This window comes from Hymenobacter artigasi (assembly GCF_012275535.1).
GTDB classification, from domain to species: Bacteria; Bacteroidota; Bacteroidia; order Cytophagales; family Hymenobacteraceae; genus Hymenobacter; species Hymenobacter artigasi.
The window spans coordinates 1-13,806 of record NZ_JAAVTK010000005.1 but is presented as its reverse complement, the minus strand read 5'-3'; the positions used below and the strand labels follow the sequence as shown (position 1 = coordinate 13,806).

Here is a 13,806-nt window from a genome sequence, read left to right as displayed (position 1 = left end):
GGTGAGACTCGCCCTCCGCCACTGTGTCGTTTCGCTTGTTTGTATGCCAACTTTCGTTGTTTCCCTCCGCCTGCCCGATGTTTTTAACGAGGAGTTTATCGCCATTATTCCGCGCCACCGTGATTTCATCAACCGGCTGCTGAACGAGAAAATTGTGGAATCCTACGCCATTAGCAGCGACCGAAGCCGGGGCTGGGTCACCATGAACGGAGTTGATGCCGCCGCTGTTCAGGCCCTTGTCGAACAGTTTCCACTCTACCGTTTTCTGCATGGCGTGGAAATTGATGAGCTGTTTATCTTCGACAGCGCGGCCTCGCGCTTTCCCCATATCAATCTCAATTAATTCCCGGCTTTTGCTCCGCAATTCTGGAGCAGCCGGCCGCTAACGCTAACCTTTTTATGCCTGCTTTTTCCATCACTGCTTCTACTGCGCTGCGCTTTGCTATTCCGGGAGGCCTGTTGGCTTTAATGGCCGCCACCACTCCCACCGCCGCGCCCGCCATCACTACGGAGCAGCTTACTATGCGCATGAGCTCGGCCATCGAAAGCCTGAAATACCTGCGCTGCACCGTGAAGGCGCAGGAGCGCATCGACGGCAGCATCCACCAGGCGCGCAGCATCATGAAGCTGACTTACAATCCCTTGCGCATTTACATTAAAAATCAAAAGGGTGTCGAAGTGCTTTGGCTGGCGGGCCAGAACGGGGGCGATGCCTGGGTAAACCCGGCATCTTTCCCCTACGTCACCCTCAGCCTGGACCCCAATGGCAAGCTGATGCGCGGTGCCCAGCACCACACGGCCCTCCAAGCCGGTTTCGGCACTATTTCGGACTTGCTGCGCTCCACCGCCCTGCGCCAGGATAATTCCTACAGCCGCTCGTTCCGCTACGTGGGCGACACTACGCTGCAGGGCCGTACCAACCACGTGCTTCGTTCCGACTACCCGCAATACCGTTACGTGAGCTACAAAGCCGGCAAGAACGAAACCATTGGCACTGTCGCCGAGCGGTTTGGCTGCGGCGAGTTCCGCGTCATCGAGCGCAACGGCCTGAGTATCGGCGATAAAATCCCCGAAGGCAAAGTGCTGCAGGTGCCCAATTCCTACGGCCGCCGCACCACGCTCTGCGTCGACCCCAAAACATTCCTCCCCACCATGGTGCAGGTGAATGACGAAAAAGGCCTGTTTGAGAAATTTGAATTCTCCGATGTAATCCCCAACCAGCCCATTCCGCTGGAGGAATTCAGCAAGGATTACAAAGGCTACAAACTATAGACCACGGATGAGCACGAATTTTAGCGGATTTCACGGATTTTGTGGACGGCGCTGGTTCTTAAGTAAATGGAAAAAGGCTTGCCTAATGGCAAGCCTTTTTCCATTTATGCCAGCCAATTATGCCAGCCTGTAACTAACTATGAGTACGTCCACAAAATCCATGAAATCCGCTAAAATCCGCGTAATCAGTGATTTAGCGGCGCATGGTTTTTTCGATGGTATCCCACATATCGGGGGTAAGCATTTCGAGCTTATTGAACTCCCCCGCTCCGTTCAGCCACTCGCCGCCGTCGATGGTCACAACTTCACCATTCACATAGGCCGAGAAATCTGACACTAAATAGGCGGCCAGGTTGGCCAGTTCCTGGTACTGGCCCACGCGCTTCAGTGGCACGCTGGCGGCGGGGTCCAGCTTACTGGCCAGCGGCTCGGGGAAAAGACGGCTCCAGGCGCCCTCCGTCGGGAATGGGCCGGGCGCGATGGCGTTGGAGCGAATGCCGTATTTGGCCCATTCGACTGCTAATGAGCGCGTCATGGCCAATACGCCGGCCTTGGCCGTGGCCGAGGGCACCACAAAAGCCGAACCCACCGAGGCATAGGTAGTCACGATGTTGAGGATGGTGCCGGGCTTCTTGTCGGCAATCCAGCGCTTGCCCACGGCCAGCGTGCAGTTGTAGGAGCCGCGCAGTACAATGTCCACAATCACATCGAACGCCTTGTGGCTCAGGCGCTCGGTGGGGCTGATGAAATTGCCGGCCGCGTTGTTCAGCAGCACATCTACACCGCCAAATTCCTGGATGGTACGCGCCAGCATAGCTTCCACTTCGTCGTACTTGCGCACGTCGCAGGCAATGGCCAGCACCTTGCCCCCGGTTTGCTGCCGAAGCTCGTCGGCCGTTTTTTCCAGCACGTCCAGCTTGCGGCTGGTGATGGTGACGTTGGCCCCCAGCTGGAGGAAATAGGTGGTCATGGCCCGGCCCAGGCCAGTGCCGCCGCCAGTTACGATAATGGTTTTGCCAGCCAGGGCGTTATCGCGCAGCATGGGCTGGGTGTAGGGTGCGTCCATTCGAGTAAAAGTCAATAAGGGTGGGAAAGCGGGTCGGTCCGCCGCCCGAAGGTACTAAGCTGCTGGTGCGAATGTTAGCAAGGCTCGGCTCAGGAGCCAGAATATTTATTTTCATTGCCGAATATAGTGTTTCGCATTTTTTTCTCACCTTCGCAGCTTGAAGGCATTAAAAGGTACTGACACTGCATGACTAGTTCCAATTCCGGGGGCTCCACTAGCCCGGCTTCGGGAGCGGGGCTCCCTACCGTATTAGTGCTGGGCTGCGGCTGGCTGGGCATGGCCCTGGCCCGGCAGCTGGCGGCCTCGGGCCACCCCGTGCTGGGCACCACCACCACCCCCGACACCCTGCCGCTGATGGCTGCCGCTGGCATTGAGGGCCATTTGCTGCGGCTTGGGGCTGATTTTGGCGCGCCCACCGAAGCCCTCCTGCACCGCCTGCTCAGCGCCGCCGATGTGCTGGTGCTGAACGTACCGCCCCGCGCCGCCGCCGCCGGGGCCTACCCCACCCTGCTGCGGCCCATTCACCGAGCCGTGGCCGCCGCCGGCACGCCGCACGTATTATTTGTAAGCTCGACGGGCGTATATCCCAACGAGCCCCGCCTCATGCGCGAAGCCGATGCCATCAGCACCCGCGACGCGGCTTCGGATGTGCTGCGGGCCGAAGGTCATTTCGTGCCGCGCTACGGCCAGTGGAAAAGCACCGTGGTGCGCCTGGGTGGCCTTATTGGCCCGGAGCGCGCCCCCGGCCGCTTCCTGGCGGGCCGCCAAGACCTCGAACAAGGTAATGCACCCGTCAACCTCGTGCACCTGACTGATGTGGTAGGCGTGCTGTCCTGCATCATCGAGCGTGGGGCCTGGGGCCACACCTTCAACGTGTGCGCCGACCAACACCCGCGCCGGCGCGACTTCTACCCCGCTGCCGCCCAGTTTCTTAACCTGGCCGCACCAACCTTTAAGGACGAGCAAGGCGTGAGCGGCAAAACCATTGACAGCAGTCTGGTGCGCAGCATCGTGCCCTACCAGTTCAAGCACGATGATGTGCTGGCGGCGCTGGCGTACTGCTAGATTTGGTATAGCATAAGCATTAGCTTGTGCGGCGGCAGGCGTTCCGGCGTGTAGCACAATCTAATGCTTATGCTACACGCCGGCCGTACCTTTGTCCCGTGAAAAAAGATGCTGCCCAACCCCTCGTGGCCGTACTCGGCGGCGGGGCGGCCGGCTTTTTTGGTGCCATTGCCTGCGCCGAAGCCAACCCTGACATAGCTGTCATTTTATTGGAAAAAACGGGGAAGCTCCTCGCCAAAGTGCGTGTTTCGGGCGGTGGCCGCTGCAACGTGACCCACGCCTGCGACACGCCCGCGCAGCTGGTGGCGCACTACCCGCGCGGTAGCAGGCAGCTAAAGGCTGCCTTCCAGCAGTTTGGCGTAGCCGAAACCATCGCCTGGTTTGCCAAACGCGGCGTGGCGCTGAAAACGGAAGCCGACGGCCGCATGTTCCCCACCACCGATTCGAGCGAAACCATTGCCCGCGCCTTGGAGGAGGCCGCCCGCCAGGCCGGCGTCCGCATCGTGACCAATGCCAGCGTCGATGAAATCCAGCCCCTGGCGCAGGGTGGTTTCAATTTGAAAATCAGCGGTTCGGGCAGTGCGCAGCTGGGCGCATCGTTGCAGGTTTCGCAGCTGCTCATCGCCACCGGGGGCAACCCCAAATCGGCTAACTACGACTGGCTGCGCGCCCTCGGCCATCACATTGCCGCGCCGGTACCCTCGCTGTTCACCTTCAACGTGCCCAATTCGCCCCTGAGCGAGCTCATGGGCGTGAGCGTGCCCCAGGCCCGTGTGGTACTGGCCGGCGAAAAGCTCCAGTACGAAGGCCCGCTGCTGGTCACGCACTGGGGCGTGAGCGGTCCGGCGGTGCTCAAGCTCTCGGCCTGGGGTGCCCGCCGCCTCAGCGAGCTGGGCTACGTGGGCACCGCCCTTATCAACTGGATACCCGCTTTTACCGAAGAGACCCTGCGCCCCTGGCTGCAACAGTTCCGGCAGGACAATGGCCGCAAAACAGTAGCAAGCAACCCACAATTCGGCCTGCCGCAGCGCCTGTGGCGCAACCTGACCGAGCAAGCCGGCATCACCGCCGAAATTCGCTGGAGCGACCTGCCCGCCAAAGCCCAGAACCGTCTGCTCGAATTATTGCTCCGAATGCCGCTGGCCGTGCGCGGAAAAACCACTTATAAAGAGGAATTCGTGACCTGCGGCGGCATCGTGCTCGATGAAGTCGACCTCAAAACCATGCAGAGCCGCCGCGTACCCGGCCTGTATTTTGCCGGCGAGGTGCTCGATATTGATGGCATTACCGGCGGCTTCAACTTTCAGGCGGCCTGGACCACTGGCTTTCTGGCCGGACGAGCTATGGCCGAACCGTTGGCCGTGGCAGTGTAACCTTACGGGCGGGCAGGCAGTAAAGAGATTCATAATCTTTCACCTCAAATTTACCTTTCCTCATGGAAGCCAAAGCCACCCAAGCCCTGCTCAACGAATTGGTTGAAACCCTCAAAGACGGCCAGAAAGGCTATGCCGAAGCCATGGTCGATGTGCAAGACGCCGACCTGAAGGACACATTCAAGCATTTTGCCGCCCAGCGCTCAAGCTACCTCAATGAGATTGAGGACCAGATGTTTAAGTTGGACCTCAAGCCCGACACCAACGAAGGTGCCCAGGGCTCCATCGTCGGTGCAATACACCGCACTTGGATTGACCTGAAATCGGCCGTAACCGGCAAAGACCGTCACAGTATCCTCGCCGAGTGCGAGCGCGGCGAGGATTACGCCAAGAAAGCCTACCAAACCGCGCTGAAGGCCGATGGCCTACCCGCTACCCTAAAATCGGTAATCGAAAAGCAGTACCAGGGTGTGGTTGAAGGCCACGACAAAATCAAAGCCCTGCGTGATGCGTCGAAATAACGACCGCAGATTTTAACGGATTGGACGGATAAGAACTGATTCGAATTGTTCGCTTCAAAATGTTCTTATAGTTGTTCCGGATAAATGAAAAAAGGCCCCTCGAATAATCGAGGGGCCTTTTTTATAGCACTAACGTTAACAATACAGGTATCCTAACTATCACCAACAAACAATAAATATATAACGAACAACTACCTAAACTGGTGGATATCGGCCGGGTTGCAATAACCCGACCGAATCCGTATTTATCCGACTAATTCTTTAGAATCAGCAGTCTTTATTCGTCAAAGCTCTCGTTGCGGGGAGTACGGGGTGCCGCCGGACGGGTGTCGTACTCGCGGGGCGTACCGTAGCTCGGCTTGTTGCCATAGCTGGGCTTGTCGCCGTAGCTGCCTTTGTTACCGTAGGCCGGCTTGTTGCCGTAGCTGCTGCCGCCTTCGCGACGCTCGCCACCGCCGTAGCTGGGCTTGTTGCCGTAGCCGCTGCCACCGTCGCGGTTGCCTTTGTAGCCGCCGCCGTAGCCGCTGCCACCTTCGCGGCGCTCGCCACCACCGTAGCTGCTGCCACCGCGGTTACCGCCTTTGTAGCCGCCGCCGTAGCCGCTGCCACCCTCACGACGCTCGCCGCCGTTGAAGGGACGACGCTCACGGTCGCCGCCGAAGCCGCCGGGACCACCCGTGCCACCCGTGCGGTTGAAGCCTTCCTCTTTAGCGGCACCTTCCTGCACGGGAGTAGCAATGCTGAAGCTAACCGGAGTGCCCTGGATGCTGGTGCGGCCCAGTTTACCCACAATCTCATCGGCGTATTCCGACGGTACTTCCACGAAGCTGAACTTGTCGTAGAGGGCGATGTCGCCTACTTTGGCACCGGTCAGGTTGCTCGATTCCGAAATCAGGTCCACGATGTCGCGGGGGTGAATCCGGTCCTTCTTGCCCATGGTTACGAACAAGCGAGTGTAGCCGGGGCGCGCCTGGCCGGCGGCCTTGCTGGCATCGAGGCTCTGCTGAGCGCTCTTATCCTCCTTCATGGTCATTTTCAGCAGCGCGGCAGCGATGTCGAGCGAGGTAATTTCCTCGCTTTGGTCGAGCAGGCGCTGCACGCGGCCCACGTATTTCTCCAGGTTGCCCTTCTCCACGAGCTCCTTAATCTGATTCAGGAACAACGTGGTTTTCACTTCCGAAACATCGGCAAACGACGGCACCTGCTCCAGTTTAATCTGGGCCTTGGTGAAGCGCATGATGTCGCGCAGCTTATAGATGTCGCGGCCGCTCACAAACGTGAAGGCTTTGCCCGACTTGCCAGCGCGGCCCGTGCGGCCGATGCGGTGCACGTAGTATTCTTCGTCGGCGGGCAGGTCGTAGTTGAATACGGCCTCCACGTTGTCCACGTCGATGCCTCGGGCAGCTACGTCGGTAGCCACCAGTACTTCGATGGTCGACTTGCGGAATTTATCCAGCGTGTTCTGACGCTGCTGCTGGCCCATGTCGCCGTGCAGGCCTTCGGCGAAATAGCCTTTGGCTTGCAAATCAGCTACGATTTCGTCCACCATGCGCTTCGTGTTAGCGAAAACGATGGTCGACTTCAGGTTGTACATGTCGAGGATGCGGGTCAGGACGTCCTTTTTCTGGGGACCACGCACTTCAAAGTAGCTCTGCTCGATGTTGGTCACCGTCATCGTCTGGTGGTTCACCTTTACTACCTGCGGGTCGCGCTGGTACTTCTTGGTGAGCTCCATGATGGGCTTGCTCATCGTGGCCGAGAAAAACACCGTCTGGCGCTCCTTCGGCATCTTGCTCAGAATGAACTCGATGTCGTCGCGGAAGCCCATGTCGAGCATTTCGTCGGCTTCGTCGAGAATGATTTTGGTGGTGTTTTCCAGCTTCAGGGTACCACGCTCAATGTGGTCCATGATGCGACCGGGGGTACCGATGACAATCTGCACACCACGCTCCAGGGCGCGCAGCTGACGGTCATAAGGGCTGCCGCCGTAGATGGGAACCACCATCAGCCCACGCTTATACTTGCCCAGCTTCTGGATTTCGCCCGAAACCTGCACCGCGAGCTCGCGGGTGGGGCAGAGCACCAATACCTGCACGTCTTTGCTCTCGGTATCGATGTTATCGATGGCGGGAATGGAGAAGGCAGCAGTTTTGCCGGTACCCGTCTGGGCCTGGCCGATAACGTCTTTGCCGGCGAGCAGCACGGGAATAGCAGCGGCCTGAATGGCCGAGGCTTCCTCGTAGCCCATCTCGGTGATGGCGCGTTGTACTTCCTCGGAGAGGTTCAGTTCGTCAAAGCGAACTACAATTTTTTCAGCTTCCATGATTGGAGTTGATAAGGGGGAAAAAGAGACTCAGCTCTGAAAACAGCCGTACTCAGCGACGTTTCCCCTCCTTCTACCTTGTCACAATCAGGCGGGAAAAAACAACCAAAAAACTACGCGGCCAATGCGTTAGCGCCTCTCTCGGGCTTGCGCGGACTTGGGCCGTCCTCAAATGCGGGTGCAAAGGTAGGATTTATTTCTTGAAAAAGCTAATGTAAGGGGGTTAATAATTTAAAAGGCCGTCATGAAGAGCGCAGCCAAGCATCTTTACCTCAATAGCAATCAACCCTCCCACGTTTCCAAATCAATCGCCTTCCAATCCGGATTGAACGCAGCAATAAGCGCGTCCTTCTTGGCTCGTGACCATCCTTTCAGCACTTTCTCGCGGGCAATGGCTTGAGTAGCATCAGGTAATTGCTCAAAGTAGACCAGCAAATCAGCTTGGTAGCGTCAGGTGAATTTGCTGGCATCGCCCCGGCCGGTGCTATGTTCGTAGAGGCGGCGGGTGAGGTCGTTGGTTACGCCTATGTAGAGAACGGTACGGCCGGTGTTGGTGAGGACGTAGACGTACATATTATGAATTGAGCGGTTTTTTGGACGGTCATGCAGAGCGTAGCGAAACATATTTACCGCGCAACGCAATCAAAACGATTGATTTACTATTGCGGTAAAGATGCTTCGCTGCGCTCTGCATGACATACGGGCACGTTATAGTGGCCCCAACGGGCATAAAAAAAGCCCGCCAGAGGCGGGCTTTCTTATCAAGAACAAAGCTAGGACAGGACTAAACCAGCGTCACTTTCACAGCGTTCGGGCCTTTTTTGCCCTGAGCCACTTCGAATTGAACTTTGTCATTTTCGCGAATCGAGCTTACTTGCAAGTCGCTGATGTGTACGAAAATGTCATCGCCAGTTTCGTCGTTTTTGATGAAACCAAAGCCTTTGGTCTCATTAAAGAATTTTACCGTTCCGGTGGGCATGGTGGTTGTGTTGTGGGTTTCCCTAAGCTTTTGGGCCACCGTGGCTTGGTTTCTTAGGTTGCATCAAAGATAGGCAGAAATTCCAAATCACCAAGTCGATAGGTATTTTTTTCGATGAATGTCGACCTTTGCGCGCTCTCCTCCTATCTATATAGAGTATGCCCGACGCGCCGGCCCACGCTTTTTCCCATGAATTTCAGGTTCCGGCCAGTGCCATTGATGCGCTGGGCCACGCCAATAATGTCGAATACGTGCGCTGGGTGCAGGATGTGGCCGGCGCACACTGGCTGAGCATTTGCCCCACCGAGCTGCACGACCAGATTATTTGGGTAGTGCGCGAACATCGCATCCGCTACCTGCAATCGGCCTTCGCGGGCGAGACGCTGCGGGCCAGCACCTGGGTGGGAGAAACCAGCGGGGCTACGTCGCTGCGCTACACCCGCCTCACCCGTGCGGCCGATGGCGTGCTGCTGTGCGAGGCGGAAACGACCTGGGTGCTGCTCGACCCCAAGAGCGGCCGGCCGGTGCGGGTGACGGCGGAGATGGTGAGTTGGCTGACGAACGAATAGTCTTAGCAAAAGCAAGTTAATTCCTGTCCCTATTGAAACTGATAAACGAGGAAATCATGCCCAACAATTCTCGTCAAAACAAGTGCTTACAGATTGACATTTCTAACGGCTATAAACTGGGATTTAGCTACGCTGTTTGGCTAGAATCTAGAGGCCCTGAAATGTCATTCAAACTTTTTGAGAGTATCGTTTCTGATAAATCATTTATGAGTCAGTACAATGATGAATATGAAGCGGAAGTCAATACAGAGTTGAATCGAAACCAATCTAATATAGAAGCCACTGAAAAACGCAAGAAACCCCACAAAAAGAATGAGCCGACTAATACCATAGAAGAAATACCGATTACAAATAAGACTGTAACAAAGAATAGACCTGCATCGAAAATAATATCATCTGGAGCAAGATTCTGCAACGAGTGTGGAAGACATCATCAAGGCAATGTTTGCTATTGACAGGAATATCACTGCTCAAATTATTTTTCAGTTAGCAAATCAAACAAAATATACATGCCTCCCTCCTTCCGCATCTACTCCTCTTCGGCCGGCTCCGGCAAGACGTACCAATTAACGAAAGAATACCTGCTGCTGGCGCTGGGGGCCGATGACCCGGCGTATTTCAAGCGGGTGCTAGCCATTACGTTTACCAACGATGCGGCGGGGGAAATGAAGCACCGCATAGTGGATGCGCTGCGAGATTTTGCCTACCCCAGAGAGGGCAAAACCGATACGCTGCTAGCCGACATTGCGGCCGAGCTGAAGCTGTCGGCGGCGGAGGTGAAGCGGCGGGCGGCGGCCACGTTTCGGCTGGTGCTGTACCATTACGCCGATTTTGGGGTGAGCACGATTGACTCGTTTGTGCAGCGGATTGTGACGGCGTTTACCCGGGAGCTGGGCTTGCCGGCCACGTTTGAGGTGGAGCTGGATACGGACAGCGTGCTGCAAAGCGCGGTGGCCGCGCTGCTGGACAAGGTGAACCGCGACCCGAACAGCAAGCTACTGTCGCAGACGCTGGCGGAATATGCGCTGGGGCAGGCCGAGGAGGGCAAAAGCTGGAGCCGGTTGCCCGAGGAACTGGCGGGGTTTGGCCGGGTGCTATTTAATGAGACGGTGCAGGAGGCGGTGGCGCAGCTGGACAAGCTGAGCCTAGCCGATTTCCGGCGGCTGGACAAGGAAATCCGGACGCGGCGGGGGGAGATTGAGGCGGCATTTGCGCAGACGCAGGAGGTGGGCGCGGCCATTCTGGAGCAGGCCGATGTGAGCGTGGACGACCTGTATTATGGCAAAAGCGGCATCGGCCAGTACGTGCAGAAGGGCGTGGCGCTGCTGCAGGCCGATGCCGGGCCGAACAGCTACGTGCGCAAAACGCTGGCCGAGGATAAATGGCACGGCGGGAAAATTAAATCGCCCGCCGATAAAGCGCGCGTAGATGCGGTGCGCGAGCCGCTGACGGCACTGATGGCGACGCTGGATAAAATGCGGGCTGAATATCTGCCGAATTACACATTGCTGGCGGCCATGCAGCCGTATCTATTTCACGCTTCGCTGCTGAGTGAATTAAATAAAATAGTAGAGCAAATCAGCCGCGAGCGAAACGTGGTGTTGATTTCGGAATTTAACCGGCGAATTGCCAGCATTGTGCTCACCGAGCCAGTGCCTTTTTTGTACGAGCGGCTGGGCGAGAAATACGAGCATATTCTGATTGACGAGTTTCAGGACACCTCCGTACTGCAGTGGAACAACCTGCTGCCGTTGGTGGAAAATACACTGGCGAATGGGCACAGCAGCCTGGCGGTGGGCGATGCCAAGCAGGCCATCTACCGGTGGCGTGGGGGCGAGATGGAGCAGATTCTCAGGCTGCACCAAGGCAACACGGAAGCGCTGGCGGCGCGGGCCCGGGAACCGGAGATGCGCGAGCTGCTGCGGGGGCGGTATGCGTCTTTTGCGGGCAAGCTGGAGGCGAAGGCCTTGCAGGTGAATTACCGGTCGGCGCGGGAGATTATTGATTTTAATAACTCGTTTTTTGAGGCGGTGAGTGTGCGACACGAGGCGCTGGGGCTGGTGACGGGGATTTATGATGCGCATTTTGGGCAGGAGGCGCCCGGAGCCGCGCCCACGTCAACCTCACCCCCTGACCCCCTCTCCAAAAAAGAGGGGGTACCGGCTCGTGAGGACGATTCCGCTGGAAGCATTTCCGGTGCCCCCTCTCTTTTGGAGAGGGGGTCAGGGGGTGAAGTTCCGGCGGGGGGCGTGAGCGGGCATGTGGAATTATTATTCACTCAAAAAGATGCCCCGGCCCTCATCTACGACCCGGCCACCGGCACCTACACCGCCGAGCCCCTCCCCGGCCACGCCCCGGAGGCGCTGCTGGGCTACGACGAAAGCACCTGTTACCTCACCCTGCAACTGGTGGAACAGGCTCTGCGCGACGGGTATGAGCTCCAGGATATATCGGTGCTATGCCGCACGCGCTACGCCAGTAAAATCATTGCCAAGTTCCTGAAAGAGCGGGGCTACGCTATTATTTCGGCCGATTCGCTGGCGCTGGAATTTGCCGAGGTCGTGAACCTGCTGGTGAGCATTTTGCGGGTGCTGCACCAGCCTGCCGATACGCTGGCGCGGGCCGAGGCGCTGTTGCTCGTGGACAAAGTAGTGCGCGGCCTGGCCCCTACGCCGGCCCGCGCCCGGCACATTGCCACGGTGGCCAATGCGGCAGGTGGCACGTCGTTTTTTGATGAGCTGCGCGAACTGGGTTATGATGTGAACGAGACAGAAACCGGCAACCTGGGCCTATATGAGCTAGCCGAGCGGCTGCTGAATCTGTTCGGGCTGCTGGGGCGCAATGGGGAGAGCGAGTATTTGTTTCGCTTTCTGGATTTGACGCTGGAATACAGCCTGAAATTTGGTAACAACCTGGGCAATTTTCTCACGCACTGGGAGGAGCGCAAGGGGCGCATCAGCATCAACGCGCCGGGCGGGCGGGCGGCCATTAATATTACGACGGTGCACAAGGCCAAGGGCCTGGCGTATGGGGTGGTGATTGTGCCCTTTGCCGACTGGAGCCTGGAGCCGCACCGGGGCACGCTACTATGGGGCCACCTGGAGCCGGGCCAGAAGCCCATTGAGCTGATGCCCGACGTGGCCGTGGTGAGCCTGAGCAAAGGCATTCAGCAGACCGTGCTTGGGGCACAATACGACGAGGAGCGCGAGAAAACCTTCCTCGAAGGGCTGAATACGCTGTACGTGGCCTTCACCCGGCCGCGTCACCGCCTCTACGTCATCAGCAAGCGGCCGGAGGACAAGAAAACCACCAAAGCCGACGAGCTGGAGGCATCCGCGCCTACTGCCGCCGCCCGCACCGTGGCTGATTTGCTGCACGGCTACCTGCTGGGGCGTGGCGAGTGGCAGGAGGAACAAGTGTCTTTCGTCGTATCAAAAGGAACACCCGCCAAACCAAGCACTAGGCACCAGGCACCAAGTACCACCTACGAGTTGACCAACCTGGCCGCCGCGCCTTGGGAGGAGCGCCTGAAACTGCGCCGCCACGCCACCGCGCTCTTCGATTTTGACGAGCAAAAGGCCCAGGGCGAGTGGGACCGCAAGCTGCATTTCGCCCTGCGCCGCCTGCTTACGGCGGCCGATTTGGACCGGGTGGCCGGCCAGCTCGTGGCCGAAGGCATCCTGAGCGCCAAAGAGCGGCCCGCGCTGGTGGCTAGTCTGGAACGGCTGGTGACTGACCCACGCCTGGCCCCCTACTTCGCCCCGCACCTGAGCGTGGAAACGGAGCGCGAAATCCTGGTGGGCGGCGTGAAGCTGCGCGACTACAAGCCCGACCGCGTGGTGCTCGAACCCTCCCTCGAAGCCCACCACCGCCTCGGCGGCCGGGTCACGCTGCTCGATTTCCGCCTGCCCCCGCCGCAGGAGAAACACAAGCGGCTGCTGCGGAATTATGCCACGCTATTTGAGCAGCTGGGGTACGCGGAGGTGCGCGGGGTTATCTATTATTTCGGGACGGGGGAAGTGGTGGAGGTGTGAGGGGTTAATTCAATTCTAATTACCTAATCGATTTCGAGTACTTGTGATGAATTCTTTTGCTGGTGCCTTTACTTCTGGCCTGAATTTTTCTGTTGTTTCAAGCAGATTAAGCAGAAATCGAATTGAGTTATTCCGTCCATATGTCCCGTAGCTCCTTTGCTTACAAGATTCCGCTATTAACACACCGAAAGACTGTATATCAGCAGTAGCTTTTGTATCAGATGCAACATTATTAAATTTTTCAATTGTTTTACCAATTATCTCAAATTCATTTCTACTGACAATTACAGTCCTTCGATAATCAAACGCGCTTGCAACATGTAGGCTTTTAGAATTTGATTCCTGCATAGTAAATACCAGTGGAGAAATTGGTTTGTCGGTAGGCCCTTGATAGTTGACAACAATTTCTGTAGGACAGAATGTTGGTTTTGCTACTTGACAAGACATAATGGCAAATATGGAGATGACCAGATACTTCACAGTAGTTGAGAATTAGCAAATGAGATGATTAGACTTGTTGTACTGAATTATCAATGAGTTAAGCAGAAGTTCCACAGTCCGGCGCATACCTCCAGTGCCGTATCAAACTGTTCCAGATTATGCA

13 protein-coding genes are annotated in these 13,806 nt (G+C 57.2%); 8 read left to right on the top strand and 5 right to left on the bottom strand.

The window, feature by feature from the left end:
• The first annotated feature begins 43 nt into the window (after positions 1–43).
• Together HBN54_RS09855 and HBN54_RS09850 are read left to right on the top strand one after the other, a co-directional pair.
• Positions 44–343 carry a hypothetical protein gene (locus HBN54_RS09855; RefSeq protein ID WP_168673038.1) on the top strand — a complete coding sequence of 100 codons (300 nt, stop codon included), beginning with the start codon at positions 44–46 and terminating at the stop codon, positions 341–343.
• Between the two features lie 56 nt (positions 344–399).
• The gene (locus HBN54_RS09850; RefSeq protein WP_168673037.1) at positions 400–1,272 is read left to right on the top strand and encodes a DUF1571 domain-containing protein; all 873 of its coding nucleotides are present in this window, start codon (positions 400–402) and stop codon (positions 1,270–1,272) included.
• Positions 1,273–1,465: 193 nt separating this feature from the next.
• Here the strand turns inward: HBN54_RS09850 and HBN54_RS09845 are convergent, their stop codons facing one another.
• Positions 1,466–2,338 carry an SDR family oxidoreductase gene (locus tag HBN54_RS09845; protein ID WP_168673036.1) on the bottom strand — a complete coding sequence of 291 codons (873 nt, stop codon included), beginning with the start codon at positions 2,336–2,338 and terminating at the stop codon, positions 1,466–1,468.
• Between the two features lie 186 nt (positions 2,339–2,524).
• Between HBN54_RS09845 and HBN54_RS09840 the strand changes: the two genes are divergently transcribed.
• From HBN54_RS09840 to HBN54_RS09830, 3 genes are all read left to right on the top strand, one after another.
• The gene (locus HBN54_RS09840; protein WP_168673035.1) at positions 2,525–3,403 is read left to right on the top strand and encodes a Rossmann-fold NAD(P)-binding domain-containing protein; all 879 of its coding nucleotides are present in this window, start codon (positions 2,525–2,527) and stop codon (positions 3,401–3,403) included.
• Between the two features lie 98 nt (positions 3,404–3,501).
• Positions 3,502–4,776 (top strand): BaiN/RdsA family NAD(P)/FAD-dependent oxidoreductase, encoded by a 1,275-nt coding sequence (locus tag HBN54_RS09835; RefSeq protein ID WP_317170203.1) that lies wholly within the window; start codon positions 3,502–3,504, stop codon positions 4,774–4,776.
• 62 nt (positions 4,777–4,838) lie between these two features.
• Positions 4,839–5,297, top strand: coding sequence for a PA2169 family four-helix-bundle protein (locus HBN54_RS09830; protein ID WP_168673034.1), 459 nt, complete (start codon positions 4,839–4,841; stop codon positions 5,295–5,297).
• Between the two features lie 277 nt (positions 5,298–5,574).
• Here the strand turns inward: HBN54_RS09830 and HBN54_RS09825 are convergent, their stop codons facing one another.
• The 3 genes from HBN54_RS09825 to HBN54_RS09815 form a co-directional block, all read right to left on the bottom strand.
• Positions 5,575–7,620 carry a DEAD/DEAH box helicase gene (locus HBN54_RS09825; RefSeq protein ID WP_168673033.1) on the bottom strand — a complete coding sequence of 682 codons (2,046 nt, stop codon included), beginning with the start codon at positions 7,618–7,620 and terminating at the stop codon, positions 5,575–5,577.
• 450 nt (positions 7,621–8,070) lie between these two features.
• Positions 8,071–8,193 (bottom strand): GIY-YIG nuclease family protein, encoded by a 123-nt coding sequence (locus HBN54_RS23980; RefSeq protein ID WP_317170202.1) that lies wholly within the window; start codon positions 8,191–8,193, stop codon positions 8,071–8,073.
• Positions 8,194–8,404: 211 nt separating this feature from the next.
• Entirely contained in the window at positions 8,405–8,599 is a 195-nt protein-coding gene (locus tag HBN54_RS09815) for a cold-shock protein (RefSeq protein WP_168673032.1), read from the bottom strand.
• 158 nt (positions 8,600–8,757) lie between these two features.
• Between HBN54_RS09815 and HBN54_RS09810 the strand changes: the two genes are divergently transcribed.
• The 3 genes from HBN54_RS09810 to HBN54_RS09800 are packed head-to-tail and all read left to right on the top strand — an operon-like array spanning position 8,758 to position 13,202.
• Positions 8,758–9,168 carry an acyl-CoA thioesterase gene (locus HBN54_RS09810; RefSeq protein ID WP_168673031.1) on the top strand — a complete coding sequence of 137 codons (411 nt, stop codon included), beginning with the start codon at positions 8,758–8,760 and terminating at the stop codon, positions 9,166–9,168.
• Between the two features lie 56 nt (positions 9,169–9,224).
• Positions 9,225–9,623 (top strand): hypothetical protein, encoded by a 399-nt coding sequence (locus HBN54_RS09805; RefSeq protein WP_168673030.1) that lies wholly within the window; start codon positions 9,225–9,227, stop codon positions 9,621–9,623.
• Between the two features lie 54 nt (positions 9,624–9,677).
• Positions 9,678–13,202, top strand: a complete 3,525-nt coding sequence (locus tag HBN54_RS09800) for a UvrD-helicase domain-containing protein (RefSeq protein ID WP_168673029.1) — start codon at positions 9,678–9,680, stop codon at positions 13,200–13,202.
• A gap of 15 nt (positions 13,203–13,217) precedes the next feature.
• Here the strand turns inward: HBN54_RS09800 and HBN54_RS09795 are convergent, their stop codons facing one another.
• Positions 13,218–13,649: a hypothetical protein gene (locus HBN54_RS09795; protein ID WP_168673028.1), complete on the bottom strand. Its 432-nt coding sequence runs from the start codon at positions 13,647–13,649 to the stop codon at positions 13,218–13,220.
• Positions 13,650–13,806 lie beyond the last annotated feature (157 nt).